Origin of the sequence: Pseudotenacibaculum sp. MALMAid0570 (assembly GCF_040151415.1) — a bacterium.
Taxonomy (GTDB): domain Bacteria; phylum Bacteroidota; class Bacteroidia; order Flavobacteriales; family Flavobacteriaceae; genus Polaribacter.
In genome coordinates this window covers 257,768-282,872 of the sequence record NZ_JBDKWF010000047.1, presented here as the reverse complement: position 1 = coordinate 282,872, position 25,105 = coordinate 257,768, and the positions used below count along the sequence as shown (strand labels likewise).

Annotated in this window: 30 protein-coding genes; 19 read left to right on the top strand and 11 right to left on the bottom strand. The window is 32.2% G+C overall.

Annotated elements, in window-relative coordinates; translation table 11 throughout:
- Positions 1-11 precede the first annotated feature (11 nt).
- On the top strand, positions 12-1,145 hold the full coding sequence (gene bshA / locus AAON49_RS07775; protein ID WP_349553908.1) for an N-acetyl-alpha-D-glucosaminyl L-malate synthase BshA: 1,134 nt from the start codon (positions 12-14) through the stop codon (positions 1,143-1,145).
- Here the strand turns inward: bshA and aroB are convergent.
- Positions 1,142-2,200 (bottom strand): 3-dehydroquinate synthase, encoded by a 1,059-nt coding sequence (aroB, locus tag AAON49_RS07770; RefSeq protein ID WP_349553907.1) that lies wholly within the window; start codon positions 2,198-2,200, stop codon positions 1,142-1,144. The genes bshA and aroB overlap by 4 nt on opposite strands.
- An 87-nt stretch (positions 2,201-2,287) precedes the next feature.
- Between aroB and AAON49_RS07765 the strand changes: the two genes are divergently transcribed.
- The 3 genes from AAON49_RS07765 to typA all read left to right on the top strand — a co-directional run bounded on the left by AAON49_RS07765 (position 2,288) and on the right by typA (position 5,618).
- The gene (locus tag AAON49_RS07765; protein WP_349553906.1) at positions 2,288-3,448 is read left to right on the top strand and encodes a proline dehydrogenase family protein; all 1,161 of its coding nucleotides are present in this window, start codon (positions 2,288-2,290) and stop codon (positions 3,446-3,448) included.
- A complete protein-coding gene (locus AAON49_RS07760; RefSeq protein ID WP_349553904.1) occupies positions 3,448-3,747 on the top strand; it encodes an LETM1 domain-containing protein in 300 nt (99 codons plus the stop codon). Before AAON49_RS07765 ends, AAON49_RS07760 begins: the two co-directional genes overlap by 1 nt.
- A 98-nt stretch (positions 3,748-3,845) precedes the next feature.
- On the top strand, positions 3,846-5,618 hold the full coding sequence (gene typA / locus AAON49_RS07755) for a translational GTPase TypA (protein ID WP_349553903.1): 1,773 nt from the start codon (positions 3,846-3,848) through the stop codon (positions 5,616-5,618).
- Positions 5,619-5,711: 93 nt separating this feature from the next.
- Here typA and AAON49_RS07750 read toward each other — a convergent pair whose 3' ends face one another.
- Positions 5,712-6,236 carry a thioredoxin family protein gene (locus AAON49_RS07750; protein WP_349553902.1) on the bottom strand — a complete coding sequence of 175 codons (525 nt, stop codon included), beginning with the start codon at positions 6,234-6,236 and terminating at the stop codon, positions 5,712-5,714.
- A 346-nt stretch (positions 6,237-6,582) separates the two neighbouring features.
- On the opposite strand from AAON49_RS07750, the gene hisG reads away from it, so the two are divergent.
- From hisG to hisIE, 8 genes are all read left to right on the top strand, one after another.
- Positions 6,583-7,440: an ATP phosphoribosyltransferase gene (hisG, locus tag AAON49_RS07745; RefSeq protein WP_349553901.1), complete on the top strand. Its 858-nt coding sequence runs from the start codon at positions 6,583-6,585 to the stop codon at positions 7,438-7,440.
- A complete protein-coding gene (gene hisD, locus AAON49_RS07740) occupies positions 7,441-8,733 on the top strand; it encodes a histidinol dehydrogenase (protein WP_349553900.1) in 1,293 nt (430 codons plus the stop codon).
- A complete protein-coding gene (gene hisC / locus AAON49_RS07735; RefSeq protein WP_349553899.1) occupies positions 8,723-9,760 on the top strand; it encodes a histidinol-phosphate transaminase in 1,038 nt (345 codons plus the stop codon). The genes hisD and hisC overlap by 11 nt, the downstream gene beginning before the upstream one ends.
- Positions 9,757-10,893, top strand: a complete 1,137-nt coding sequence (gene hisB / locus AAON49_RS07730; RefSeq protein ID WP_349553897.1) for a bifunctional histidinol-phosphatase/imidazoleglycerol-phosphate dehydratase HisB — start codon at positions 9,757-9,759, stop codon at positions 10,891-10,893. Before hisC ends, hisB begins: the two co-directional genes overlap by 4 nt.
- Complete coding sequence (gene hisH, locus AAON49_RS07725) at positions 10,893-11,474, top strand: imidazole glycerol phosphate synthase subunit HisH (RefSeq protein WP_349553896.1); 582 nt, start codon at positions 10,893-10,895, stop codon at positions 11,472-11,474. Before hisB ends, hisH begins: the two co-directional genes overlap by 1 nt.
- A gap of 1 nt (position 11,475) precedes the next feature.
- Positions 11,476-12,201 (top strand): 1-(5-phosphoribosyl)-5-[(5-phosphoribosylamino)methylideneamino]imidazole-4-carboxamide isomerase, encoded by a 726-nt coding sequence (hisA, locus tag AAON49_RS07720; protein WP_349553895.1) that lies wholly within the window; start codon positions 11,476-11,478, stop codon positions 12,199-12,201.
- Between the two features lie 81 nt (positions 12,202-12,282).
- Positions 12,283-13,038, top strand: a complete 756-nt coding sequence (hisF, locus tag AAON49_RS07715) for an imidazole glycerol phosphate synthase subunit HisF (RefSeq protein ID WP_349553893.1) — start codon at positions 12,283-12,285, stop codon at positions 13,036-13,038.
- Entirely contained in the window at positions 13,035-13,631 is a 597-nt protein-coding gene (hisIE, locus tag AAON49_RS07710) for a bifunctional phosphoribosyl-AMP cyclohydrolase/phosphoribosyl-ATP diphosphatase HisIE (RefSeq protein WP_349553892.1), read from the top strand. The genes hisF and hisIE overlap by 4 nt, the downstream gene beginning before the upstream one ends.
- Before the next feature lie 34 nt (positions 13,632-13,665).
- Here the strand turns inward: hisIE and AAON49_RS07705 are convergent, their stop codons facing one another.
- From AAON49_RS07705 to AAON49_RS07695, 3 genes are all read right to left on the bottom strand, one after another.
- Entirely contained in the window at positions 13,666-14,613 is a 948-nt protein-coding gene (locus AAON49_RS07705) for a DUF5694 domain-containing protein (RefSeq protein ID WP_349553891.1), read from the bottom strand.
- Positions 14,614-14,700: 87 nt separating this feature from the next.
- Entirely contained in the window at positions 14,701-15,513 is an 813-nt protein-coding gene (locus AAON49_RS07700; protein WP_349553890.1) for a LytTR family DNA-binding domain-containing protein, read from the bottom strand.
- A gap of 21 nt (positions 15,514-15,534) precedes the next feature.
- The gene (locus AAON49_RS07695; RefSeq protein WP_349553889.1) at positions 15,535-16,362 is read right to left on the bottom strand and encodes a DUF1853 family protein; all 828 of its coding nucleotides are present in this window, start codon (positions 16,360-16,362) and stop codon (positions 15,535-15,537) included.
- A 109-nt stretch (positions 16,363-16,471) separates the two neighbouring features.
- Between AAON49_RS07695 and AAON49_RS07690 the strand changes: the two genes are divergently transcribed.
- Complete coding sequence (locus tag AAON49_RS07690) at positions 16,472-17,143, top strand: DUF2461 domain-containing protein (protein WP_349553888.1); 672 nt, start codon at positions 16,472-16,474, stop codon at positions 17,141-17,143.
- A 1-nt stretch (position 17,144) separates the two neighbouring features.
- On the opposite strand, the gene AAON49_RS07685 is transcribed toward AAON49_RS07690, so the two are convergent.
- The 4 genes from AAON49_RS07685 to AAON49_RS07670 are packed head-to-tail and all read right to left on the bottom strand — an operon-like array spanning position 17,145 to position 19,792.
- Positions 17,145-17,504: a DUF1801 domain-containing protein gene (locus tag AAON49_RS07685; RefSeq protein ID WP_349553887.1), complete on the bottom strand. Its 360-nt coding sequence runs from the start codon at positions 17,502-17,504 to the stop codon at positions 17,145-17,147.
- Positions 17,505-17,516: 12 nt separating this feature from the next.
- The gene (locus tag AAON49_RS07680; RefSeq protein WP_349553886.1) at positions 17,517-17,927 is read right to left on the bottom strand and encodes a hypothetical protein; all 411 of its coding nucleotides are present in this window, start codon (positions 17,925-17,927) and stop codon (positions 17,517-17,519) included.
- Between the two features lie 13 nt (positions 17,928-17,940).
- Complete coding sequence (locus tag AAON49_RS07675) at positions 17,941-18,399, bottom strand: YciI family protein (protein WP_349553884.1); 459 nt, start codon at positions 18,397-18,399, stop codon at positions 17,941-17,943.
- A gap of 55 nt (positions 18,400-18,454) precedes the next feature.
- Positions 18,455-19,792 carry an MATE family efflux transporter gene (locus tag AAON49_RS07670; protein WP_349553883.1) on the bottom strand — a complete coding sequence of 446 codons (1,338 nt, stop codon included), beginning with the start codon at positions 19,790-19,792 and terminating at the stop codon, positions 18,455-18,457.
- 46 nt (positions 19,793-19,838) lie between these two features.
- Here AAON49_RS07670 and AAON49_RS07665 point away from each other — a divergent pair, with 46 nt between their 5' ends.
- The 4 genes from AAON49_RS07665 to AAON49_RS07650 are packed head-to-tail and all read left to right on the top strand — an operon-like array spanning position 19,839 to position 22,535.
- Entirely contained in the window at positions 19,839-20,285 is a 447-nt protein-coding gene (locus tag AAON49_RS07665) for an acyl-CoA thioesterase (protein ID WP_349553882.1), read from the top strand.
- A 32-nt stretch (positions 20,286-20,317) separates the two neighbouring features.
- Positions 20,318-21,436, top strand: coding sequence for a DEAD/DEAH box helicase (locus tag AAON49_RS07660; protein WP_349553881.1), 1,119 nt, complete (start codon positions 20,318-20,320; stop codon positions 21,434-21,436).
- Between the two features lie 5 nt (positions 21,437-21,441).
- Complete coding sequence (locus AAON49_RS07655; RefSeq protein WP_349553880.1) at positions 21,442-22,062, top strand: trimeric intracellular cation channel family protein; 621 nt, start codon at positions 21,442-21,444, stop codon at positions 22,060-22,062.
- 11 nt (positions 22,063-22,073) lie between these two features.
- Complete coding sequence (locus tag AAON49_RS07650) at positions 22,074-22,535, top strand: MaoC family dehydratase (protein WP_349553879.1); 462 nt, start codon at positions 22,074-22,076, stop codon at positions 22,533-22,535.
- A 55-nt stretch (positions 22,536-22,590) separates the two neighbouring features.
- Here the strand turns inward: AAON49_RS07650 and AAON49_RS07645 are convergent, their stop codons facing one another.
- A complete protein-coding gene (locus tag AAON49_RS07645) occupies positions 22,591-23,031 on the bottom strand; it encodes a hypothetical protein (RefSeq protein WP_349553878.1) in 441 nt (146 codons plus the stop codon).
- A 129-nt stretch (positions 23,032-23,160) separates the two neighbouring features.
- Here AAON49_RS07645 and AAON49_RS07640 point away from each other — a divergent pair, with 129 nt between their 5' ends.
- Both AAON49_RS07640 and AAON49_RS07635 read left to right on the top strand, forming a co-directional pair.
- Positions 23,161-23,604, top strand: a complete 444-nt coding sequence (locus tag AAON49_RS07640; protein ID WP_349553877.1) for a hypothetical protein — start codon at positions 23,161-23,163, stop codon at positions 23,602-23,604.
- A gap of 1 nt (position 23,605) precedes the next feature.
- Positions 23,606-23,806: a helix-turn-helix transcriptional regulator gene (locus tag AAON49_RS07635; protein WP_349553876.1), complete on the top strand. Its 201-nt coding sequence runs from the start codon at positions 23,606-23,608 to the stop codon at positions 23,804-23,806.
- 51 nt (positions 23,807-23,857) lie between these two features.
- On the opposite strand, the gene AAON49_RS07630 is transcribed toward AAON49_RS07635, so the two are convergent.
- The gene (locus AAON49_RS07630; RefSeq protein WP_349553875.1) at positions 23,858-24,913 is read right to left on the bottom strand and encodes a glycoside hydrolase family 113; all 1,056 of its coding nucleotides are present in this window, start codon (positions 24,911-24,913) and stop codon (positions 23,858-23,860) included.
- Positions 24,914-25,105 lie beyond the last annotated feature (192 nt).

Below are 25,105 nucleotides of genomic sequence, written 5' to 3'. Positions count from 1 at the left end.
AAAACAAAATTATGCGAATAGGTATTGTATGTTATCCAACATTTGGTGGTAGTGGTGTATTGGCAACCGAGCTAGGAATGGCGCTTGCTGACAAAGGTCACGAAGTACATTTTATCACCTATAATCAACCTGTTCGATTAGATTTTATCTCTCACAAGCTTCACTTTCATGAAGTGTTGATGGAAGAATATCCATTGTTTCAATATCAACCATATGAGTTAGCGTTATCTACAAAATTGGTAGAAGTGGTTAAAAAGAATAAGTTAGATATTCTGCACGTGCATTATGCAATTCCACATGCCTATGCTGCCTTTATGGCGAAGATGATGTTGAAAGAAAAAGGAATTGATATCAAAGTAGTTACAACATTACATGGTACAGATATCACATTAGTAGGAAGCCATCCAAGTTATAAAACGGCAGTTGAATTCAGTATTAACAATTCTGATGTAGTAACAGCGGTTTCCAACAGTTTAAAGAACGATACTCTACGATTGTTTAATATTGAAAAAAACATTCAAGTAGTTCACAACTTCATTGATACAGAAAAATACGATAAAGAACATCAAAACGAGTGCAAAAGAATAGCATTAGCTAAACCTTCTGAACGTATTTTAACTCATGTTTCTAATTTTAGACCTGTAAAAAGAATTGAAGATGTAATTAGAGTTTTTGAAATTGTTCAAAGAAACATTCCTTCAAAATTACTGATGGTTGGAGATGGACCCGAAAAAGTAAACGCAGAACGTTTAGTAAAAGAATTGGGAATAAACGATAAGGTAATCTTTTTAGGAAATAGCAACGAAGTTGCAAAGATTCTTTGTTATACTGATGTGTTCTTATTGCCTTCTGTGAGCGAGAGCTTTGGGTTGGCTGCATTGGAAGCTATGGCAGCTGATACTCCAGTAATATCAACTAATACAGGAGGATTACCAGAAGTAAATATTCACGGCAAAACAGGATTCTTAAGCAATGTTGGTGATGTGAAAGACATGGCTAACAATGCCTTGAATATTCTAGAGAGTGATGAAAACCTAGCAATGTTTAAAAGAAACGCTAAAGAACACACAAAACAATTTTCGTTAAATAATATCTTGCCTATCTACGAAGAGATCTACAACTCGGTTTTAGAAAAAGCAATTTAGGAATTGTAGTAGTCCAAACTTTCTATCATCAATTCCTCTGGAACGATACAATCTAATTGGAAATCTTCAAAATCATTTAACAAAACAAAATTTACATTCCCACCTACATTTTTCTTATCATGTTTAAGTAATGATAAAATATGTGGATAATCATCTTTCTCAATTGTTATCTTATTATAGATAGAATCAACGAGCGTTTTTAATTCAACTAGTTTTTCCTTTGGAAAAGAAAGTAATTTAGAAGAAATATAAGATTCACAGATCATTCCTATAGCAATTGCTTCACCGTGTTTTAATGATTCTTTGTGTTCAGACTCTAAAAAATAAGACTCAACAGCATGACCTAAAGTATGACCAAAGTTTAAAATTTTACGTAAGCCATTTTCTTTTGGATCTTGTAAAACAACTTCGTTTTTAATTTCTATAGAACGATGTATTAAATCGTTGTTTTTTAAATGATTATAGTATTTTATATTATGTAAAAGTTTAATGTCGTATGTAGCGCCATATTTTATAATTTCAGCCATTCCAGATCGTAACTCTCTATCATTTAAAGTATCTAAAAAGTCAATATCTACAAGAACTATTTCTGGATTAGCAAATAGTCCAATTTGATTTTTTAAAACACCTAAATCTACACCTGTTTTTCCTCCAACAGAGGCATCCACCATACTTAATAAAGTAGTTGGGATGTTTACAAAATCAATTCCTCTTTTGTAAGTAGAAGCAACAAAACCACCTAAATCTGTAATAACACCACCTCCTAAAGTAATTAGCAAACTCTTTCTGTCAGCTCCAAGTTCAGTCATAGCTTGCCATACCCCAGAACAAGTTTCAAGGTTTTTGTGAATTTCTCCAGATTCTATTTCAATGACTTCAATCGTTAAAGAAGTTTCTAGATTAGAAATAAACCTTGAATAGCAGTAATCCATAGAGTTCTCATCAACCAAAATGAAGATGCTAGAATACTTTTTGTTAGCGATTAATTGATTTAACTCGCTGTATCCCTTTTCTTTAAAGTGAACAAAATAAGTACTGGCTTTGATAGATTCCATGCTTCAAAAATTACGCTGCAAATTAAGAACAAAATATTGAATAATTTGGCCTCGCTGACTATCTTTGTTCAACCAAACAAAACTTATATGAAAATCTTCGACAATACCGAGATTGCATTCTCTTTAAAATCTGATTCTGAATTAGAACGTGCGTATTTTCTGTTCAAATTAATTCAAAGTCAACCCATGGTTAGAATAGGTACAGCTGTAACCAACTTTGCTCTAAAAGCACACTTACCAGTAGAAGGGTTAATTCGTTCAACAGTATTTGATCATTTCTGTGGTGGAGTTACAGAAGAGGATTGTATGGTGAACATAGATAATATGTTTAAAAGCGGAGTGTATTCTGTATTAGATTATTCAGTAGAAGGAAAGGAAACTGAAGAGCAGTTTGACTTTGCTATGGAGAAAACTTTAAAAAGTTTAGACTTTGCTAAAGAAAAAGAGTCAATTCCTTTTGTAGTGTTCAAACCTACAGGAGTTGGAAGATTTGCATTGTATCAGAAATTGACTGAAAAAGAAGAGCTTACAGATGATGAAAAAAGCGAATGGTTAAGAGTAGTCAATCGTTACTATACTATATGTGAAAAAGCTAAGAAATATGACATTCCTATTCTAATTGATGCAGAAGAAAGTTGGATGCAAGATGCTGCAGATAATTTGGTTGAAGAATTGATGGAGAAATTCAATAAAGAAAAAGCAATTGTTTTTAATACGTTGCAAATGTATAGACATGATCGTATGGATTATTTAAGACAAATGCATCAAAGAGCTTATCAAAACGATTATCATATTGGATTAAAAATTGTAAGAGGAGCTTATATGGAAAAGGAGAGAGACCGTGCTAAGGAAAAAGGTTATCCATCACCAATTTGTGTAGATAAACAAGCTACAGATGATAATTATAATGAAGCTATTAATTATATGATGGATCATAAAAAGATGGCTCTATTCGCAGGAACTCATAATGAAGAAAGCTCTTACATGTTGATTGATCTTGCAAAACAACACAATATAAAACCCGAAGATAAACGTTTATGGTTTGGTCAATTATATGGAATGAGCGACCATATCAGTTTTAATTTATCTAAAGAAGGTTATAATACAGCAAAATATGTACCTTTTGGTCCTGTAAGAGATGTGATGCCTTATTTAATAAGAAGAGCAGAAGAAAATACATCAGTTGCAGGTCAAACTAGCAGAGAGTTAAATTTGATCAAAGAGGAACGTAAAAGAAGAAAACTATAGTGACATCAGTTGAGGAAATAAAAGAATTACTTCAGAAGAACAAGAAACGATTAAATAAAGAGCTTCAACAAAGTAAAGAAGCAATGTCTTTGATTAAAAAATCTACCTATTCCTCACTTACAGAAGAAGAAAAAGAAAAAGTTAAAGTTCAAATGCTAGACATTTGTAAAGCCATCCCAGCTTTTACTGTCTTTATGCTTCCAGGAGGAGCGCTACTACTTCCTTTGTTAATTAAATTGATTCCTGATATTCTGCCTAGCGCCTTTAGAGAAGATGATGAAGAAACTGTAAATGAATGATTCGATTACCGTTTTTGAATAATTTAAAAATTCATCCTTCATAATTCATAATTAATCATTTAGAAAAGACTACTTTTGCAACTTCAAAAATCAGAAGTATGCAATCTATTAGAAATATTGCCATTATAGCTCACGTAGACCACGGAAAAACAACCTTGGTAGATAAGATTATTGATCAAGCAAAAATCTTGGATGATCGTAAAGAACGTACAGATTTATTATTGGACAATAATGATTTAGAAAGAGAACGTGGAATTACAATCCTATCTAAAAACGTATCTGTAAACTATAAAGGAGTAAAAATCAATGTAATTGATACTCCTGGTCACGCCGATTTTGGAGGAGAAGTAGAGCGTGTATTAAAGATGGCAGATGGCGTTTTGTTGTTGGTAGATGCTTTTGAAGGGCCAATGCCTCAAACTCGTTTTGTTTTAGGAAAAGCTTTAGAGTTAGGATTAACCCCAATTGTTGTAGTAAACAAAGTGGACAAAGAAAATTGTACTCCTGATTTAGTGCATGAAAAAGTATTTGATTTAATGTTTGCTTTAGATGCTACAGAAGATCAATTAGATTTTACAACGATATACGGTTCAGCTAAAAATGGATGGATGAGTACAGATTGGCAAGAGCCAACTACAGATATTGTTCCATTGTTAGATGCTGTTATCGATACAATTCCAGAAGCTCCATACAGAACAGGAACTCCACAAATGCAAATCACATCTTTAGATTTCTCCTCATTTACAGGAAGAATTGCCATCGGACGTGTATTTAGAGGTGATTTAGAAGAAAACAAAGATTATATGCTTTGTAAAGCTGATGGAACTACGAAAAAAGTCCGTATCAAAGAATTGCATGTGTTTGAAGGAATGGGGAAAGCAAAGGTTTCTAAAGTAAGAAGTGGAGATATTTGCGCTATTACTGGAATAGAAGGTTTTGAAATTGGTGATACGATTGCCGACTTAGAAGCCCCAGAAGCACTACCAAGAATTGAAGTAGATAAGCCTACCATGAGTATGCTATTTACCATTAACAACTCACCATTCTTTGGAAAGGAAGGAAAGTTTGTGACTTCTCGTCACTTGCGTGATCGTCTTTTTAAAGAGATGGAAAAGAACTTGGCTTTAAGAGTAGATGAAACAGATTCAGAAGACAAATTCAATGTCTTTGGTCGTGGAATTCTTCACTTATCGGTATTGATTGAAACCATGCGTAGAGAAGGGTATGAGTTACAGGTTGGAAGACCACAAGTAATCTTAAAAGAAGTTGACGGAAAGAAATGTGAGCCTTATGAAACCTTGGTGATTGATGTACCAGAAGAATTGGCTAGTAAGGCAATTAACTTGGTCACCATGCGTAAAGGAGACTTATTGGTGATGGAACCCAAAGGAGATTTACAACATTTAGAATTTGATATTCCTTCAAGAGGTTTAATAGGTTTAAGAAATAAGTTATTAACAGCTACGCAAGGAGAAGCCATTATCAATCACAGATTACGTGGTTATGATGTCTATAAAGGAGAATTTGCAGATGTTGTTAACGGAGCTATTGTTTCTTCAGAAGCAGGAAAAGCTACTGCCTATGCAATTGATCGCTTACAAGACCGAGGAAAGTTCTTTATCGATCCAAATCAAGAGATCTACAAGGGGCAAGTAGTTGGAGAAAATGCAAAACAAGACGATTTAGCTGTAAACCTAATCAAAGGGAAAAAGTTAACTAATGTACGTGCTTCAGGATCTGATGACGGAGTGAAGATTGCTCCAAAAATCGATTTCTCATTAGAAGAATGTATGGAGTACATCAAAGAAGATGAATACTTAGAAGTAACGCCAGAAAGCTTACGAATGCGTAAGATTAACTTTGTAAAGTAAATAGTTATTGCCCTTGACAAAGTCGAAGGGTCGTTCATAAACAAAAAAGCTCAAGAATACTCTTGAGCTTTTTTGTTTAACGTTATCTGAAAACTACTTCTTCAAAATAAATTGTTTCGAGATCATGGTTGCATCATCTTTAGTAAATTCAGGAACAACTTTCTTTAATTTTTTAATAAAAGCTTTTACTTCTTCCTTACTAGCTGGGCAACCTAAATTTTGACCTCTTGAATCAAAAGAATCAGTAATCAAATTTAAATCACTGTCTAAGATTACCCAGAATGGTAATCCTGCTTTTTCTCCTTTGTATTTCTTTACTAAATCTTCTGAACCTGGATTTTCCAATTTTTTATTTTTTGGGGATTCAAAGACAACAACAGGAACAGATACAAAATTATCTTCAAAGAACTTTTTAGTACTTTCAGCTTTCATGTTTTTAGTCATACGATGACACCAACCACACCATGAAGCCTCAAATTTTATAAAAATTGCTTTGCCTTCTTTTTTAGCTTTAACTTTTGCTTTGTCTAATAAAACAGTTGTGCTTTCTTGAGCCTCAGTTTGAATATTTACAGCTAACAAAGCAGTAATAAAGAGTGCTAGTATTTTTGTTCTCATAGGATATAAGGGTTTTATGTACTTCAAATGTAAACATATCAATAGAGATAAAATGTTAAAATTTAAACCCAAGAAAAGCTTTTCGTTTTTTTTATAAAAAAGAGTTGTGTAATTAAAATTTTATTTGCAAAATTTGTTCAAACAAAATAAGACATGAATTTTATTCAAAACCATCATCATCATTTTCATATTTCGGCTCAAGCGAAGTGAAAGTGTATTGAATAAAATCAACATATTGAAACCCGTTTGAGTAAATCAAGCGGGTTTTTCTTTTCTAGCAAATACCTAGAAACTTCCCAAAAGGTTTACTCAAACACAAACAAAACTCAAGAAAGAGGACATAAAAATGAGTAAACTAAGAATAGCGATTCAAAAATCAGGAAGATTGAATGAAGATTCTTTAAAGATTATTAAAGAATGTGGCATTTCAATCGACAATGGTAAAGACCAATTAAAAGCATCTGCCAGAAATTTTCCTTTAGAAGTATTTTATCTACGCAATGGTGATATTCCTCAATACCTAAGAGATGGTGTAGTAGATATTGCCATCATTGGAGAGAATGTACTTGTAGAAAAAGGAGAAGATATTCGTTTTGTAGAACGATTAGGCTTTTCTAAATGTAAAGTTTCATTAGCTGTTTCAAAAAGAGAAACCTATGAAGGAATGGAGTTTTTTAACAACAAAAAGATAGCCACTTCATATCCAAATACAGTAAAGAAGTACTTAAATAACAAAGGGATTAATACAGAAATCCACTTAATCAACGGATCCGTTGAAATAGCTCCTAATATTGGATTAGCAGACGGAATCTGTGATATAGTATCATCAGGAAGTACCTTGTTTAAAAACAATTTGAAAGAAGTAGAAGTACTTCTAACATCAGAAGCTGTTTTAGCTGTTTCTCCAAAGATATCAGAAGAAGCTCAAGCTATTCTCGATAAACTACAATTCAGAATCAAATCTGTGCTAAAAGGAAGGAATTCAAAATATGTTTTATTAAATGCTCCTAATGATAAACTAGATGAGATTATTAACGTATTGCCAGGAATGAGAAGCCCAACAGTATTACCATTAGCTGAAGATGGATGGAGCTCTGTACACTCTGTGATTAGTAAAAATGAGTTTTGGAACATTATTGATGAACTAAAAGCAAAAGGCGCAGAAGGAATTCTGGTTTGTCCAATTGAAAAAATGGTAATGTAAATGAAAACAGTAAAATATCCATCTAAAGAAGAATGGTCTGATATTTTAAAAAGACCTACAAAAACAGTTGACGATATAGAGATAACTGTCAATCAAATCTTTGATGATGTTCAGAGAAACGGAGACATGGCAATTCAAAAATACACCTCACTTTTTGACGGTATTGAATTAGCTAGTATTAACGTGAGTGAAGAAGAAATAAAGGAAGCTGTTAATTCAGTTTCAAAAGAACTCAAAAATGCTATCGAACTAGCAAAATCTAATATTGAGAAATTTCATGTTGCTCAAAAAACAGATATTGTGTATAAAGAAACAATGTCTGGAGTAGAATGTTGGCAAGAAAAAAGACCTATTGAGAAAATTGGATTATACATTCCTGGAGGAACAGCTCCTTTGTTTTCAACTGTTTTAATGTTAACAGTTCCCGCTCAAATAGCAGGATGCAAAGAGATTGTATTATGCACGCCTCCAAATTCTAAAGGAAAAGTTGCTAATGAAATCTTATATGCTGCTCAATTATGTGGAGTAACTAAAATTTGCAAAGTAGGAGGGATTCAAGCCATAGCTGGATTAACATTTGGAACAAATTCAATTCCTTCTGTGTATAAGATTTTTGGACCAGGAAATCAGTTTGTCACAGTCGCTAAACAACTAGCTACCAAATATGGAGTTGCGATTGATATGCCTGCTGGACCTAGTGAATTGTTGATAGTAGCAGATAACTCAGCGATACCATCTTATGTTGCATCTGATTTATTAAGTCAGGCTGAACACGGAACAGATAGTCAAGTAATCTTAGTTTCTACATCCAATAAATTGATAGAAGCTGTTTCAGAAGAAATTAGCAAGCAGTTAAATGAACTTCCTAGAATAGAGATAGCAGCTAAAGCAATTGAAAACTCAAGATTGATTTTGGTAGATAGTAAAGAAGAAGCATTAGAGTTAATCAATGAATACGGCCCAGAACACTTTATTATTTGTACAGAAAATGACGAATTCTTTGTTGATAATATTAGCAATGCAGGTTCTGTATTTATTGGTAATTATACCCCAGAAAGTGCAGGAGATTATGCGTCAGGAACTAATCACACTTTGCCAACCAATGGTTTTTCTAAAGCTTATTCTGGTGTGAATTTAGATAGTTATACCAAGAGTATTACGTTTCAAAAAATTTCGAAACAAGGAATCAAAAATATTGGCCGCAGTATTGAATTAATGGCCGAAGCAGAAGGGTTACAAGCACACAAAAACGCAGTGTCATTAAGATTAAAAGATGTTTATAATGAGAATTGAAAGTTACATTCGAGAGAATATCAAAAAGATGATGCCTTATTCATCGGCAAGAGATGAGTTTAAAGAAGCATCTCAGGATATGATTTTTATTGATGCTAATGAAAGTCCTTTTGATACTGGTTTGAATCGCTATCCTGATCCTCAACAAGGAAAAGTAAAGCAGATGTTATCTGAAATGAAAGGAGTGAATCCAAATCAAATTTTATTAGGAAATGGAAGTGATGAAGTGTTGGACCTAATCTTTCGTGTGTTTTGTGAACCTCAAAAAGATACTGTAATTGCTTTACCGCCAACTTATGGAATGTATGAAGTATTAGCAAATACTAATGATGTAGAATTGATTAATATTCCATTGGACAAAAATTTTCAACCCAATGTTGAGGAAATTTTAGCAACTCAGAATAAGCAGACAAAGATTTTGTTTTTATGCTCACCTAATAATCCTACAGCTAATAGTTTCAATAGTAAAAAAGTAGAAGAGCTTATCAAAGGTTTTGAAGGTATTGTTGTAATTGATGAGGCATATATCGATTTTTCTAAAGAAGAAAGTTGGCTAAGCCGATTAAGTGAGTTCCCAAATTTAATAGTTACTCAGACCTTATCAAAAGCCTACGGATTGGCTGGAATACGTTTAGGAATCTGCTATGCTTCAAAAGAAATTATTACTGTTTTGAATAAAATCAAACCACCTTATAACGTAAATCAACTCACACAAGATACAGCAGCAGAAGCTTTATCAAATATTGATAGAGTCAAAAGAGATATAAGAAAAATAATTGCAGATAGAAAACAACTGACTTTAGAATTGAAAACCATCAGTTTTGTTGAAAGAGTATTTCCCTCTGATGCTAACTTTTTATTGGTAAAAGTAGATGATGCCAATCAAAGATATCAGCAATTGGTAGAAAAAGGGATTGTGGTAAGAAATAGAAGTAAACAACTTTTGTGTGAAAATTGTTTACGTATAACTGTAGGTAATTATATAGAAAATGAAGAATTAATATTGGTTTTAATGCAACTACAATGAAAAAAATTTTATTTATAGATAGAGACGGAACACTGGTTATAGAACCTCCAATAGATTATCAATTAGATAGTTTTGAAAAATTAGAATTTTACCCAAAAGTATTTCAGTACTTAAGTAAAATTGCCAAGGAATTAGATTACGAACTTGTAATGGTAACCAATCAAGATGGTTTAGGAACTGAAAGTTTTCCAGAAGATACTTTTTGGCCAGTACACAATTTTGTAATGAAATCTTTTGAATTGGAAGGAATCTCTTTTCAAGAACAATTCATTGATAGAACTTTTGCAAAAGATAATGCAGCAACAAGAAAACCAAATACAGGTTTACTAACTCGGTATTTTTCTAAAGAATATGATTTAGAGAACTCATATGTTATTGGAGATCGTTTAACAGACGTTGAGCTTGCCAAAAACCTTGGTGCAAAAGGAATATTTATAAATGATCATCCAGAAGTTGGAGCAGAAGAGATTAGCGTTAAAAGAGAGGAATTAAACAATTCTATTGCTCTAGAAACCAATGCTTGGTCTGAAATCTATCAATTCTTAAAAGTACAAGATAGAACTGGAAGTATAGAAAGAAACACTAATGAAACTCAAATTCAGATTGATTTGAACTTAGACGGAACTGGAAAAAGTAATATTGATACTGGAATTGCCTTTTTTGACCACATGCTAGATCAAATTGCTCGTCACGGACAATTGGACTTAAACATCAAAGTAAAGGGGGATTTAGAAGTGGATGAGCATCACACAATTGAAGACACGGCTATTGCTTTAGGCGAAGTATTTGCACAAACTTTAGGAAATAAACTAGGGATAGAACGTTACGGGTTTTGTTTACCAATGGATGATTGCCTAGCACAAGTTGCTATTGACTTTGGAGGAAGAAATTGGCTAGTTTGGGAAGCAGAGTTCAAACGAGAAATGATAGGAAAAATGCCTACTGAAATGTTTATGCACTTTTTTAAATCTTTCACGGATGGTTCCAAATGTAATTTGAATATTAAAGCAGAAGGAACAAACGAACACCACAAGATAGAAGCTATTTTTAAATCCTTTGCAAAAGCCATTAAAATGGCGGTAAAGAGAGATGTAGAAAAAATGATTTTACCATCAACTAAAGGGGTACTATAATGAAATTGGTTATCATAAATTATGGTGCTGGAAACATCAAAAGCATTCAGTTTGCTTTTAAAAGATTGGGAGTTGATGCTATACTCTCAAGTGATTGGGAAGAAATTAAAACTGCAGATAAAGTCATCTTTCCAGGTGTAGGAGAGGCAAGTTCAGCAATGAATAAATTGAAAGAATCTGGACTAGAAAAGCTGATTCCAACATTAAAACAACCTGTATTAGGAATTTGTTTAGGTATGCAATTAATGTGTAATACTACCGAAGAAGGATTTACAAAAGGGTTAGGAATTTTTAACGTAGCGGTAAAACAGTTCTCTAAGAATGTGAAAGTCCCACAAATGGGGTGGAATACTATCTCAAACTTGAGTTCACCACTGTTTGAAGGAATTAAAGAGAATGATTATATGTATCTGGTACATAGCTATTATGCTGATAATTCTGAGTTGAACATTGCTAACACAACGTATGATGTAGAATACGCTTCTGCATTACAGAAAGATAATTTTTATGGAGTGCAGTTTCACCCAGAAAAGAGCGGGTCATCGGGAGAGAAAATTTTACAAAACTTTTTAAATATTTGATATGAGAATCATACCTGCAATAGATATAATAGAAGGGAAGTGTGTGCGCTTAACAAAAGGAGATTACAATACGAAAAAAATATACAATGAAAACCCAGTAGAAGTTGCCAAAGAATTTGAAGAATATGGAATACAATACTTACATGTGGTGGATTTGGATGGTGCGAAAGCAAGTCATATAATTAATTACAAAACTTTAGAAGCGATAGCTACTAAAACGAATTTAAAAATTGATTTTGGCGGAGGATTAAAGTCTGATGAAGATTTGCGAATTGCTTTCGAGTCTGGAGCAGATCAAATAACCGGTGGAAGCATTGCTGTTAAAAAACCTGAAGTATTTGAAAGTTGGATCAAAAAATATGGTAGCAATCGAATTATACTAGGAGCCGATTGTAAAGATAAAAAGATTGCTGTAAGTGGATGGCAAGAAGAGAGTGATTTAACGGTAATTCCGTTTATACAAAACTATCAAAAGAAAGGAGTATCATATGCAATATGCACAGATATTTCAAAAGACGGAATGCTTAAAGGACCTTCTTTTGAATTATACCAACGAGTTTTAAATGATGTGCCTAAAATTAATTTAATTGCTTCTGGAGGGATTTCAACTTTTGATGAATTGCCAAGATTACAAGAATTAGGATGTGAAGGAGTTATTATTGGAAAAGCTATTTACGAAAATAGAATCAGTTTACAACAATTAGAAAAATATATAATTAAAAATTAAGCTTGTCATTCAGAACTGTAGTGGAGGAATCTCAATTAGAGAAAGACCTTTCGACTGCGCTCAAGGTGACATAATAAAAGTATGTTAACAAAAAGAATTATTCCTTGTTTGGATATTAAAAACGGACGAACAGTTAAAGGAGTCAATTTTGTCAATTTAATCGACGCTGGAGATCCTGTAGCCCTAGCAAAGACCTATGCTGAAGTAGGAGCAGACGAATTGGTGTTTCTAGATATTTCTGCTACACAAGAAGGTAGAAAAACAATGAGAGAAATGGTTTTAAAAGTGGCAGAACAAGTCAATATTCCCTTTACAGTTGGTGGAGGAATTTCTTCCGTAGAAGATGTAGATATATTGTTGAAAAGCGGAGCAGATAAGATTTCTGTCAACTCATCAGTAGTCAAAAGGCCAGAATTAATTAATGAGTTGTCTCAGAAATTTGGGAGTCAATGTGTGGTAGTCGCTATTGATGCAAAACAAGTTGATGGAAAATGGAAAGTTCACTTGGCTGGGGGGACTATTCCCACAGAATTAGATTTATTTGGATGGGCAAAAGAAGTAGAACAACGTGGAGCAGGCGAGATATTATTCACTTCTATGGATAACGATGGAACTAAAACAGGTTTTGCCAATAAAGCTTTGGCTAAACTTTCTCAATTAGTAAACATTCCTATCATTGCTTCAGGAGGAGCAGGTAGGGTAGATCACTTTATAGACACGTTCAAAGAAGGAAAATCGGATGCTGCTTTAGCAGCCAGTGTATTTCACTTTGGAGAAATACCCATTCCGGAATTAAAACAAGAATTAAAAAACAACAATATAGAAGTACGATTATGAAAATAGACTTCACTAAGAATACAGATGGTTTAGTACCCGCTATTATTCAAGATGCATCAACGAAGAATGTTTTGATGTTAGGTTATATGAATAAGGAAGCTTTTGATCAAACACAAACAACAAGAAAAGTTACTTTTTATAGTAGGACGAAAAAACGTTTATGGACTAAAGGAGAGGAAAGTGGGAATTATCTAAACCTAATTGACATGAAATTAGATTGTGATAATGATACATTGCTGATTCAAGTAAAACCAGTTGGCCCAACTTGTCACAAAGGTTCAGATACTTGCTGGAGTGAGAAAAACACAACTTCCTATGGTTTTCTTTCGAAATTAGAAAGTGTAATCTCAGAACGTATTGAAAAAGCAGATACAAAAAAATCGTATGTAGCTAGCCTATTTCAAAAAGGAATCAATAAAGTGGCTCAAAAAGTAGGTGAAGAAGCCGTAGAAGTAGTAATTGAAGCTAAAGACAATAATGATGAATTATTTTTGAATGAAAGTGCAGATTTATTATTTCACTATCTAATGCTTTTACAAGCTAAAGGATACCGATTAGAAGATGTTGTAGAAGTTTTGAAGTCTAGAGAATAGTAAAGCGACCCCTTAGAAAGAGGTCGCTTTAAAACTACTCATACGCAAGTTTCACCTTAAGATTTGGATAATTCTTTTTCAATTCTTTTTCCAAACCTATGATATGAGCAGCTCCTACAATAACAATATTTCTCTCATTACCTGATCTTAGTATTTGAGTTGCAATATTTTTTGCCATTCTTGCATCACGCTCATGAAAATAACGTCTTCCTTCTATACAACCTGAGGTGTCCTCAATAACATACTTAAAAGAACTCATTGTATGCAATCTGAGTAAACTTTTTCTTTTGTTTGTATGTCTACCTAAACCTCTGAAAATTGCTGGAATGATAGCACTATTGTAATCTTTCTTATTTAACTTCTTTGATATTTTATTGTTTCCATTTCTTACCCCTTCTTTAGCACATTTTCTCCATTCTTCATGGTATTCTTTATTCGTTTGTTGGTCATCCATGTTAAAAACCATTTTGTGTCCCAGTTTTATTGCAAGCTTGTAAGTGAGATCTCCATTTTCATTTCTTGTTGGTTTTTTAGATCCCTTTATTCCATGAGTCTTTAAATAATTATAGAACTCAAAATTTCCAACATCTCTCTTATATCCAAAGCTATTTATTAGATATGATAAATCATCTTGAGTCATATCCTTATGATTCTTCGATAAGATTCTATTGAATGTTTTTTCATTAAAGTCAAATGATTTTTTTAAGGAATCTGATAGATAATAAAACTTTTTATATCCTTTAGACCAACCATTCTTTAGGTATTCCCAGCTGATAGAATCTTGTGCCATTGGATTTTCAACATAAATAGCTTGTGGATTGTATTTAGTTGCATATCGTAACATAGGTTTATAGCTATTCTTTACAATTTTTGGAACTGTATGCATGGTTCCCATTAATAGAACTTCTTGTTGTTTTTCTTGACAGAAAGAGGCTAAAGAAATAAATACAATAGCTACAGTAGTATAGATTTTTGTTGTCATGATTATAATTTTTAGGTGAAACTTTCTGATTCAAAATTACAATCAAGAAGTGTTAAAAACTTAACAAAGACAAGCTATTGGGGTGAATTACTGGTTATTTGTGGTAGAATTTAAAAACGATTTAACCTTGTTTTTGTAAGTGTTAGATATAGGGGTGAAAATAGAAGAAGAGAGCTCCGCAAATAACTTTCCGTTTTCCGTTTTCCACTGCTGAAAATGATAAGGATTGATAATATAGGAGCGATGGACACGAAGCAACTCAGGAAAATCTTCTGCAATGACAGAAAGCTTATTTCGAATCAATGCTTTTTTGACTTCCTTTCCAGAGTAGTAAAAAACCTCAATATAATTATCTGAAGATTGAACACAAATCAAATCATTTAATAACAATCGTAGACCATCATATGTTCCTTCTCCTTTAATTTCAATTTTTGATTCTTCAAGTTTCTTTTCCTTGTATTTACCAAAAGCAAAACGACCAATCAATACAATGGGTAAAATAGTTGCAATTGCTGGTAATGTTATAGAAGTCAACTGATAATTAAAACTGTAAGGATTACTTTCTCCAAGCATTACCACATACAAATAAAAACCACGAACAATGAAAATAGAAATACCAACAAATAAAAGAATAAATAACACTTCCTGTAAAATAAACCAACGGTCCTGATTTCTCTTATAGAGAAGGTATTGTAATGGTAGAAAAAACAAATACATCACACCACCAACCAATCCATAACCAGGTAAATAAATAAGTTTTTCTCGATCTCCAAATTCATTCACATCAAGGGGTTCTGTGAGATATAGGAAACAAAAAATCCATATAAATAAACCTAATGCAATAATTGCATGGTGCTTAAAGGTAGGATCAAAAGGATAAGGATGTTTAAATAAACTCATTGTGAATAAAAATACAAATACTTATCTAGTTTGAATTTCCCACCAAACCACAAATATTTTGGTTATTTCTCCATTAGGTTGTTTTAACCAGCATAATGGAGCTGATTCTTTTTGATGGAACATTTCAATTTGTTGTTGTAGTTGTTCAAAATTCAACCAATCTACATCTACATGAGGCTCAATTAACCAATCAAGTTTTTTTGGAATGTGAAATTTACAGTCAGAAAATTTTTGTAGCAGATTTGTATTTATATAAAATCCGCAAACGCAATCAGGATTTAATAGCTCTATCTCTATTTCTTTACCGTAAGGAAGATATAACTGTCCTTTGAAATAGGTTTTTTGTTGAATGTCATCAATAGTTAGTTGTAATTCTGAAAGTAACGATTCACATTCTTTTGAATAAAGAAGAGGAAACTGCTTGTTTTTCACCTTATTGATTTTTAGAACCAAACTATCTCTTCGGTTTGGACCTATCCAATGTTCTAAAAAAGTTGATCCTACTGAAGAATCATACAAGTAAAATTTATAAGCAATCTCTAAATGAACTGGTTGATTACTATGTAATAACAGACAATCAATCTCTCCTAATGTTACCTTATTGGAAATAATTTGAACATTTTCTTTAAGAATTTGAATATCGCAATTTTGATGTAGTGCGTAAGAAACCAATCGCTCAACATAATTCCCTAGTCGAATAGCGCTTTTGTCATGAGTTAGGTTTGGAACTTTCTCTCTAATACTCAACAACTCAGTAGAAGATTCGAATTGCTCTAGTTCAGAAAGAAATCCGTTCCATAAGAACGGAGTGTTTTGAAAGCCATAGAAACGTTGTTGAGTTAGATTCATGATGCATAGATAATCAATTAATCGAAATTTTTATAAGAAACTTTAACAAGCGCTCTTTGACGCAGTTTTTTGTTTTTTGTAAATTGACCTTTCCAAAAAAACAACCAGCATGCAATTCAACAAATCAAGCTTTCAATTCCTAAAAGATCTTAAAAAGAATAATAACCGCGATTGGTTTGCAGAACAAAAACCAAGATTTATAGAAGCGCAAGACAATGCGAAAGCCTTATACGCATCTATTCGCAAGAATTTAGAAGAGCATGACGAAATAGAAAAATTCAAACTTTTTAGAATTTATAGAGATGTTCGTTTTTCAAAAGATAAAACTCCCTACAAACCTCATTTTGCTGGTTCTTTTTCTAGATTAGGAAAACACTTACGAGGCGGTTATTTTTTACGTATTCGACCAGGAGAGAGCTTTTTAGCAGGTGGTTTTTGGGAGCCAAATAAAGAAGATTTATTCCGTATTAGAAAAGAAATAGAAATTGATGCATCAGAAATGCGTGCAATTCTTGACGATAAAAATTATCAGAAATATTTTGGAGGAAAATTTGATGGGGATGAATTAAAAACAGCACCCAAAGGTTTTGATAAAGAGCATCCAGATATTGATTTGATTCGTAAAAAAGGTTATATAGCTGTTAGGAATTTTACTGATGCTGAAGTTTTAGACCCTGATTTTATCAACGAAGTAGATCGTACATTTAAAGCATTACGCCCTTTCTTCAATTATATGAGTGATGTGCTTACTACCAATCTAAATGGAGAGAGTATAATTTAAATTAAGAAACAGTTCCGTTTTTATAGACATTAATAGCATTCTGTATTAGTAATGTAATTGTATCTATAGGAATATCTTGATCTGGATTGACTCTGAAAATTTTCATGCGTTTTCGTGATCCTGATTCTAGTTGATAATGATTTAGATGTTTTCCTTCTACAAATAAAATATAAGGTTCATTGGTTTTCTTGTCTGTCCACAAGTAACAAAACATTTTTTTTCCATAACAAAAACAAGGCATACCGTACTTCTTAGTTTCGTTGATGCTTTTATCTTGTTCAAGGATCAACTTTCGCAGTACTAACAGACAGCTTTTGCTAGGCTCTTCTTTGCTTAAATAAAATTCATCTAAAGAACTCATTGTACTATGATTTTACATTCCAATGGTATCATAAATAAGGACAATTCGAGTTTCCTTATGAATAAAGAAACGTGATCTATTATGTACATCTTTAGGTTTGTACATGTAATATTCTTTATTTAGAGAGAACCATTTAGGAATATCATTATTGGTAAACCTATTCCATTCACTTGTATCTCTAACTAACTTTTTTTGATTAACTAGTGCTTTCCACCAATATATTGTGGGCTTAATTTTTAAAAATGCTTCATATTCTAAAGTGAAATGAGGGGATTGATAATATTGACCATTTAAAATCTGAATAGAATCTCCTGGTGAAAAACCTGCCCAATATTCAAATGCTTTTTTAGGGTTCTTAGTTTCAACAGAAAAACAACTAATAACTAGTACACTAATAAATAAAAATGGTATAATTTTTTTCATAGCGAATCAAATATCAAAATCCTTTTTTCCAAACTTTATCGGCAGATTCTAAATAGGTTACTAGGGCAGCAGAACCATACCAGACATATAAATCAGGTTCTAAATACTTTTCTTTAATAGCTGGATCAGTTAGCAATAGTTTTTCTGCCTCTTCAATAGTAGATACATCTAGAATGAAAATTCCGCGATAGGATTTATCATTTTTTTGCATAGGACCTGCTACAATCATTTTTTTATTTTTTACCAAACGATTGATATTATCCATATGGCCTGCAAAAGCCTTATTTTTTAATTCTTTGTCTTGAGAAGTATTACTACCTGTTTTTAGAATTACAAAAATGTAGGATTTCATTCCATAATCATCCGCATTAACTTTTTTAGCTAAGTCAGCATCGTAATTTGGATTTGTCTTTTGAGCTAAACAAATACTTGTAGTAAAAATTAATGCGAAAATGAGAACAATATTTTTCATGATCAATATATTTTGATCACAAGTTACTCATATTCTCTTCAAGATGAAAAATAAGTTATGTCAAGTTCTTTTTAACTTCTTTTCTTAAAACAAGCACAGTAATTAAAGTAGCTAGGATATCAGCAATTGGAAAAGAAAACCAAACACCATTTAATCCAAAAAATTTTGGTAAAATATAGACCAGAGGAATTAAAAATATACCTTGTTTTAATAGTGTTAGTATTAATGCTGGCAATGCTTTTCCTGCTGCTTGAAAATATGCAGACCCAACCAATTGAGTTGTAATTACAGGAGTAGCTAAAAAGCTTAATAGTAAAGCATTTGGAGTTTCAGAAATCAGATTAGCATCGTTAGAAAACATACTAGCTATTGTTTCTGGAAAAACGATAATTCCGATAAAGACAATTGTAGCAACACCGGTTCCATAAAGAATGGCTGTTTTAATGGTTTCTTTAACTCTCTTTGAATCTTTAGCACCATAATTATATCCTGCAATAGGAAGAAATCCTTGAGTAACACCTAGTACTGGAAATAGTGCAAACATCATAACACGATTGATAATACCATAAACAGCAATAGCAGATTCGCCACCATACTTAAATAAAGTTGCATTCAAGACAATCATTAGTAAACTTATGGTTCCTTGTCTAATTACTGTAATACCTCCTAATTGGATGATTTCCTTTACAATTGGAAAACTTAGGATTAAGTCCTTTAGATTGATGGATAGTTCGCTTTTTTTTGAAAGAAAAAAACCAAGTATAAACAAACCACAAGCAAGATAAGATAGCGAAGTTGCTAAACCAGCACCAAACATTCCCATATCTAGTATCTTGATAAAGATAATATCCAGTACAATATTTGTGATTGCAGGAATAATCATAGCATACATCGCAAATTTTGGTTTTCCTTCTGCACGAATTACAGGGTTTCCCATCATAGCAAAAGCCAAAAGAGGAACACCATATAAAACTACATGGAAGTATTCTGTTGCTGGAACCAAAATATCTCCGTTAGCTCCAAAAAGCAATAGGAGAGAAGAACAAAAAAATGTACCAATAACAACAAAGAATACTGAAAGACAAAGCGTTAATGTAATTTGATTTCCGAAGGTTAAAAATGCTTTGGAAAAATTCTTAGCTCCTAAAGCTCTTGAAATAATTGAACTTCCACCAATTCCAATTCCCATTCCTATTGAAGAAATCAAAAATACAATCGGTAAGACTACAGTAATTGCAGCAATTGCTAAGGATCCAATCCATTGTCCAACAAAAATTGTATCAACAATCATGTTTAAAGACATCACCAAAATACCTATAGATGCTGGGACAGCTTGTTTAATAAGGAGTTTGCTTATTTTTTGGGTACCAAGTTCGTTAGCTAAATCTGTCATATAAGGACTACAAATATCACAATTATAAAAATGTAATTTTCTACGAATGAAAATATTTAGGGATAAATTAACATATCCAGTGTATTTAAATTATGTTTGTTTTATGAGTGTTTTTGAAATTCAAATTACTGTTTTAAAAGAAGATATTGACGAATTAAATCATGTGAATAATGTTGTCTATTTACATTGGGTGCAAAACATTGCTAATTTGCATTGGAATGAACTTAAAAAAGGACACAATACTTCTAATTATGTTTGGGTTGTTCTACGTCACGAAATAGATTATTTAGCTCAAGCTACAATTGGCGATAGATTAAAAGTAAGAACTTGGGTAGGAAAAACAGGGGGAATTAAATCTTTGAGGCATGTAGAATTTTTTAAAGATGAGAAACTTCTTGTGAAAGCCCAAACAACTTATTGTTTATTGGATGCAAAGACATTTAAACCAACACGAATAACAAATGAGATTTTAGATACATTAGCTCCCAAATAACTGTACCTTTGCGGTAGAATTAAACATGAATTATGAGCACATTTGCCGCTTTAGGAATTAAGAAGGAGTTTGTGAAATCTATTAAAGAACTAGGAATTTCTACACCTACAGAAATTCAAGAGAAAACAATTCCTATACTAATAGACAAAAAAACCGATTTTGTTGGTTTGGCACAAACAGGAACAGGAAAAACGGCTGCTTTTGGTTTGCCTATTGTACAACAAATAGACCCTAATAATGCTACTATCCAAGCGCTTATTTTATCGCCAACAAGAGAGTTAGTTCAGCAAATAAAAAAACAGCTCTTTAAGTTTACAAAGTATAACAATCATAAGATTTTTGTTGAAGGAGTTTATGGAGGTGAAAAAATAGACAGACAAATTCACAATCTAAAGAGAACAACACATGTTGTTGTTGCCACACCAGGTCGTTTGATAGATCTTATTGAAAGAGGAAGTATAGATTTAAAGGAAATTAAAACTTTAGTCTTAGATGAAGCTGATGAAATGCTAAGTATGGGTTTTAAACAAGATTTGAATAGAATTTTAAAATATACTTCAGGAGAAAGGAATACTTGGTTATTCTCTGCAACAATGCCAGAAGAAATACAGAGAATTATCAAAACCTATATGGATCCGAATTCGTCTCGAGTTGAAATCAATAGAAATGCTCTGGTAAATGCGAATATTAGTCATCGCTTTGTGAGAACTTCTATCAAAGAAAAAACAGAAGCAATCATTACTTTTTTAGAGCGAAGGCCAGAAGAAAGAGGAATTATTTTTTGTAGAACAAAAGCAGGAACTCAAAATCTTACCAAACAACTTATAGATGAAGGGTTTTCTGTTGGAGCTTTGGAAGGAGATATGCAACAAAGAGAACGTGATAAGGCTATGCGAGCATTTAAAAATGAAAGCTTGCAATATTTGGTTTCTACTGATGTGTCAGCAAGAGGAATAGACGTGAGTGGATTATCATTTGTAATTCATCATCAGTTACCAGAAAAATTAGAATATTACACACATAGAAGTGGAAGAACAGCCAGAGCCGGAAAAACAGGTATATCTATGGCCTTTGTATTACCGAATGAAATACAACGAATTCATGAAATACAAAAAGAACTTAATATTTCATTTACAGAAACTTCAATTTAATTGAAATGGATATCATTTATGCTTTAGATATTATCGGAACATTTGCTTTTGCTATTAGTGGTGCTTTGGTAGCTATGCGAAATGATTTCGATTTATTTGGTGTAGGAATCATCGCTTTTGTAACTGCTGTAGGAGGAGGGATGTTAAGAGATGTTTTAATCAATGCACATCCAATTAACTGGATAGGGGATTTAAATTATATATGGACGATACTTACTGCTGTATTTTTTACTTTCCTATTCAGAAGTAAAATAGCTCCTTTACGCAAAACTTTCTTTTTATTTGATACAGTTGGAATTGGAGTTTTTACACTTCTTGGCTTACAAAAAGGACTTAGTTTTGGGTTACCAGTATTTGTTTCTTTGTTAATGGGAATGGTTTCTGCAGTTTTCGGAGGAGTTATTCGTGATGTATTAACTAATCAAGTGCCTTTAATTTTTAAGAAAGAAATCTATGCATCAGCATGTTTGTTAGGAGGAGTATCATATTTAGTAGCTATTAAATTATCTGTACCAGATCATATAAGTTTTATCATTGGAGCTTCAGTTATTATTATCACTCGCTTAATTGTAGTTCGTTATCACCTTGAATTGCCCAAAATTAAAAGTGATATCTTCGGTAAATAAAGAACCCAGATATGGAAAAGTTAAGATTCAAAAACTTATCGGATTTTAAGTCTATGGTTGGAAAAGAGTTGCCTAAATCTGATTGGATTACTGTAACTCAAGAAATGATTAATGACTTTGCAAATGCAACACTAGACAAACAATGGGTACATGTAGATGTTGAAAGAGCCAAAAAAGAATCGCCATTCAAAAGTACAATCGCACATGGTTTTATGTCTTTAGCTTTGCTATCAAAAATGTTAGAAGACTTAATTGTAATTGATAGTTTAAAAATGGGATTAAATTATGGCCTAAACTATGTACGATTTCCACACCCAGTTCCTGTAAATAGTAAACTTCAAATACATGCATCAATTAAAGATATTGAAGATCAAGGACAAGGTGTAAAGGTTACTTTTTCTTGTATTGTTGTAATTGATGGGTTTGAAAAACCCGCTTGTATTGCCGAATTTTTAGGAATGATGTTTGAATAAAAAAGCACCTCTAATAGAGATGCTTTGCTTTATATTTGATTGTAATCTTCTTTTTTTAAGACAACCAACCTTTTCTACTAGCGCTTTTAGAGTATAAGTATAAAAAGACAGCAATAACAGGAATTAAAATTAACATACTGTATTGAAAAGCATCGTAATGCTCTTTACCATCATTCATAAACAAATTATATCCTGTTTGAACAATTACTGCTATTAGTGATAGGAAAAATAGCAACTTTGCTAAGTTCTTTCTTAACAGTAAAAGAATACATGCTAATGTAGATCCAAAAACAGCAATAGCAAATAATGCCGTATACCAACTTGGTAAATTATTTACAATCTCTAAAAGTTCTGGAGAATCTTTATACATTTCTTTAAAAGCATCTGTTTGATAAGCTTGATCTAAATAAGCTTTCACACCCATAGCATTCCATAGCAGAGCCACAATACCTATGATCCAAAACAGAACATTAGGTTTATTTGAATTTTCTGACATAAATAAAAAGTTTAATTGATTGATTTCTAAAATTAGATAAATATTTTTAATTCTATTTTGTTTTTTACAAAATGTAAAGTATATTTGTCATTATAATAAGTTAATTTGTCAATTTGTAAAATATAAATCATGAAAAATAAGTCAATATGTGAACAAGAAAGAAGTCATTTAGAAAAGATGAATAGATTTCAGCTATCACATAAATTCAAAAAAATAGGAGGATATGTTGTCTTAATTGCATTTCTACTAATGATTGCTAAGAAATTTGTAGATGAACCTATTTGGGTGAAACCTGTTTTAAGAAACATTTTTGTTCTAGGGTTATTACTTGTTTCCTTAGCAAAAGATAAAATTGAAGATGAATTTATAGATTCTTTACGATCACAATCGTATCGTATAGCCTTTATATTAGGTGTAGTATATGCAATTGTTCAACCACAAATAGAATACGCAGTTGATTATCTTATTGATGGAGATGATGCAACTAACGGTTTTAGCTATTTTCAAGTATTAGTGTTTATGCTTGTCGTACAAATTGCTGTTTTTTATCAATTAAAAAGATACAATAGATAAGATGAAAAACACAATTAAAGTACAAAGAGCTATTAAAGATCTTACACAAGACCAATTGGCTCAGAAAGTAGGTGTTTCAAGGCAAACCATTAATTCTATTGAAAAAGGGCGTTATGTGCCTTCTACGCTACTAGCGTTAAAGTTGTCTGCTGTTTTTGAAGTTTCTGTAAATGAATTTTTTGAATTAGAAGATGATGATTAAATTAATTTTAGTTGTTATAGTCTTGGCTTTATATATAGTAAAAACATTGTTTTAATCAGAAACAGAATACCATTTAGCAATACAATTCTGTGCTGGCGCATCTTTTATCTCAAAATCACTATTGTCCCATTGCCATATATAAGTTCCTGCAAACCACTCTTGAATCCATAGTTTTTGATATAGAGCTTCAAAGGCTAAATATTGAGTTTTAGTAGACTTTCTCTTAAAAAGAGGAGAGAAGAATGATCCCCATTCCCATGGTTTTTTCGTAGCTGTTCTATCTGGCCTATAACCAACTTCAGTAAATAAGATTTGTTTGTTGTATTTATTAGATAGCTTTTGTAAAACTGCAATATGTTTATCCCATCCTTCCTTTATTTCATTCAAATTCGGATTGCTATTTTGAGTAAGAGGAAAGTAAGCTTGAACTCCTATATAATCTAACTCATGCCAAAAAGGAATGACGTCAAATTGATCATCCCAATTAGCTGCATAGGTGAGTTTACCGGAGTAGATAGTTTTGATTTCTTTAATTAACTGCATCCATAAATCAGGTTGATTTCTAATAGAACTTCTTAACTCAGTACCAATACAAAACAATTCGGTTTTTGTTTTTTCAGCCATTGCTGCATAATGTAAAATGGTCTTTCGATACGATTCAAACCAATTATTCCAGTCTTCTTGATTCTTGAAATTGATGTTTGATCTCCATCCAGAAGACATCCATAAATGAGGTTTTAAATGAACACGAATATTGTTTTGATGAAGCTGTTCTATACTTTTAATAAACATAGAATCTCGTTGAGACCATTTTCCTATTTCTTTAGGGTTTCTAATAGAATTGGTTTGTTCATTTTCCTGATAGAAATAGGGCAGGACCACAACCCACTCAATATTATTTCTAATAATCTCTTGAATATTTGTACGATTGTTTCTACCTAAAGCATAAACAGTCATCCCGCGATGTTTCTGATCAATTGAATAAAGATTTTGGACAGTATCTGTTTTATTCTCTATACTATAATCCCATGAGTAAGAAAAGTCTTCCTTGCTATTACTTTCTACAACAGAAGTTATTCCATAATAAATTAGGAATATGGGAACCATGAATTGAAGTGTTAAACGTGCAATAAAAGTTTTGAATCCTTTATTCCTATAGACCCGAATGAAATAACGAATCAATAAATAAAGGCAATAAAAAACAAGGACAATACTATGGAGAAAAAGTTGCCCAGAAGCAGAAGAAATAATCTGCCAGTAACTTTCTAATAAATCAATAAAACTAATTCTTGGATTTAA

What these genes read in the sequence shown, in the direction of transcription:
- bshA (WP_349553908.1), top strand. Translation starts at nt 12, where the DNA reads ATGCGAATAGGTATTGTATGTTATCCAACATTTGGTGGTAGTGGTGTA.
- aroB (WP_349553907.1), bottom strand. Translation starts at nt 2,200, where the DNA reads ATGGAATCTATCAAAGCCAGTACTTATTTTGTTCACTTTAAAGAAAAG.
- AAON49_RS07765 (WP_349553906.1), top strand. Translation starts at nt 2,288, where the DNA reads ATGAAAATCTTCGACAATACCGAGATTGCATTCTCTTTAAAATCTGAT.
- typA (WP_349553903.1), top strand. Translation starts at nt 3,846, where the DNA reads ATGCAATCTATTAGAAATATTGCCATTATAGCTCACGTAGACCACGGA.
- AAON49_RS07750 (WP_349553902.1), bottom strand. Translation starts at nt 6,236, where the DNA reads ATGAGAACAAAAATACTAGCACTCTTTATTACTGCTTTGTTAGCTGTA.
- hisG (WP_349553901.1), top strand. Translation starts at nt 6,583, where the DNA reads ATGAGTAAACTAAGAATAGCGATTCAAAAATCAGGAAGATTGAATGAA.
- hisD (WP_349553900.1), top strand. Translation starts at nt 7,441, where the DNA reads ATGAAAACAGTAAAATATCCATCTAAAGAAGAATGGTCTGATATTTTA.
- hisC (WP_349553899.1), top strand. Translation starts at nt 8,723, where the DNA reads ATGAGAATTGAAAGTTACATTCGAGAGAATATCAAAAAGATGATGCCT.
- hisB (WP_349553897.1), top strand. Translation starts at nt 9,757, where the DNA reads ATGAAAAAAATTTTATTTATAGATAGAGACGGAACACTGGTTATAGAA.
- hisH (WP_349553896.1), top strand. Translation starts at nt 10,893, where the DNA reads ATGAAATTGGTTATCATAAATTATGGTGCTGGAAACATCAAAAGCATT.
- hisA (WP_349553895.1), top strand. Translation starts at nt 11,476, where the DNA reads ATGAGAATCATACCTGCAATAGATATAATAGAAGGGAAGTGTGTGCGC.
- hisF (WP_349553893.1), top strand. Translation starts at nt 12,283, where the DNA reads ATGTTAACAAAAAGAATTATTCCTTGTTTGGATATTAAAAACGGACGA.
- hisIE (WP_349553892.1), top strand. Translation starts at nt 13,035, where the DNA reads ATGAAAATAGACTTCACTAAGAATACAGATGGTTTAGTACCCGCTATT.
- AAON49_RS07705 (WP_349553891.1), bottom strand. Translation starts at nt 14,613, where the DNA reads ATGACAACAAAAATCTATACTACTGTAGCTATTGTATTTATTTCTTTA.
- AAON49_RS07700 (WP_349553890.1), bottom strand. Translation starts at nt 15,513, where the DNA reads ATGAGTTTATTTAAACATCCTTATCCTTTTGATCCTACCTTTAAGCAC.
- AAON49_RS07695 (WP_349553889.1), bottom strand. Translation starts at nt 16,362, where the DNA reads ATGAATCTAACTCAACAACGTTTCTATGGCTTTCAAAACACTCCGTTC.
- AAON49_RS07690 (WP_349553888.1), top strand. Translation starts at nt 16,472, where the DNA reads ATGCAATTCAACAAATCAAGCTTTCAATTCCTAAAAGATCTTAAAAAG.
- AAON49_RS07685 (WP_349553887.1), bottom strand. Translation starts at nt 17,504, where the DNA reads ATGAGTTCTTTAGATGAATTTTATTTAAGCAAAGAAGAGCCTAGCAAA.
- AAON49_RS07680 (WP_349553886.1), bottom strand. Translation starts at nt 17,927, where the DNA reads ATGAAAAAAATTATACCATTTTTATTTATTAGTGTACTAGTTATTAGT.
- AAON49_RS07675 (WP_349553884.1), bottom strand. Translation starts at nt 18,399, where the DNA reads ATGAAAAATATTGTTCTCATTTTCGCATTAATTTTTACTACAAGTATT.
- AAON49_RS07670 (WP_349553883.1), bottom strand. Translation starts at nt 19,792, where the DNA reads ATGACAGATTTAGCTAACGAACTTGGTACCCAAAAAATAAGCAAACTC.
- AAON49_RS07665 (WP_349553882.1), top strand. Translation starts at nt 19,839, where the DNA reads ATGAAAATATTTAGGGATAAATTAACATATCCAGTGTATTTAAATTAT.
- AAON49_RS07660 (WP_349553881.1), top strand. Translation starts at nt 20,318, where the DNA reads ATGAGCACATTTGCCGCTTTAGGAATTAAGAAGGAGTTTGTGAAATCT.
- AAON49_RS07655 (WP_349553880.1), top strand. Translation starts at nt 21,442, where the DNA reads ATGGATATCATTTATGCTTTAGATATTATCGGAACATTTGCTTTTGCT.
- AAON49_RS07650 (WP_349553879.1), top strand. Translation starts at nt 22,074, where the DNA reads ATGGAAAAGTTAAGATTCAAAAACTTATCGGATTTTAAGTCTATGGTT.
- AAON49_RS07645 (WP_349553878.1), bottom strand. Translation starts at nt 23,031, where the DNA reads ATGTCAGAAAATTCAAATAAACCTAATGTTCTGTTTTGGATCATAGGT.
- AAON49_RS07640 (WP_349553877.1), top strand. Translation starts at nt 23,161, where the DNA reads ATGAAAAATAAGTCAATATGTGAACAAGAAAGAAGTCATTTAGAAAAG.
- AAON49_RS07635 (WP_349553876.1), top strand. Translation starts at nt 23,606, where the DNA reads ATGAAAAACACAATTAAAGTACAAAGAGCTATTAAAGATCTTACACAA.
- AAON49_RS07630 (WP_349553875.1), bottom strand. Translation starts at nt 24,913, where the DNA reads ATGGTTCCCATATTCCTAATTTATTATGGAATAACTTCTGTTGTAGAA.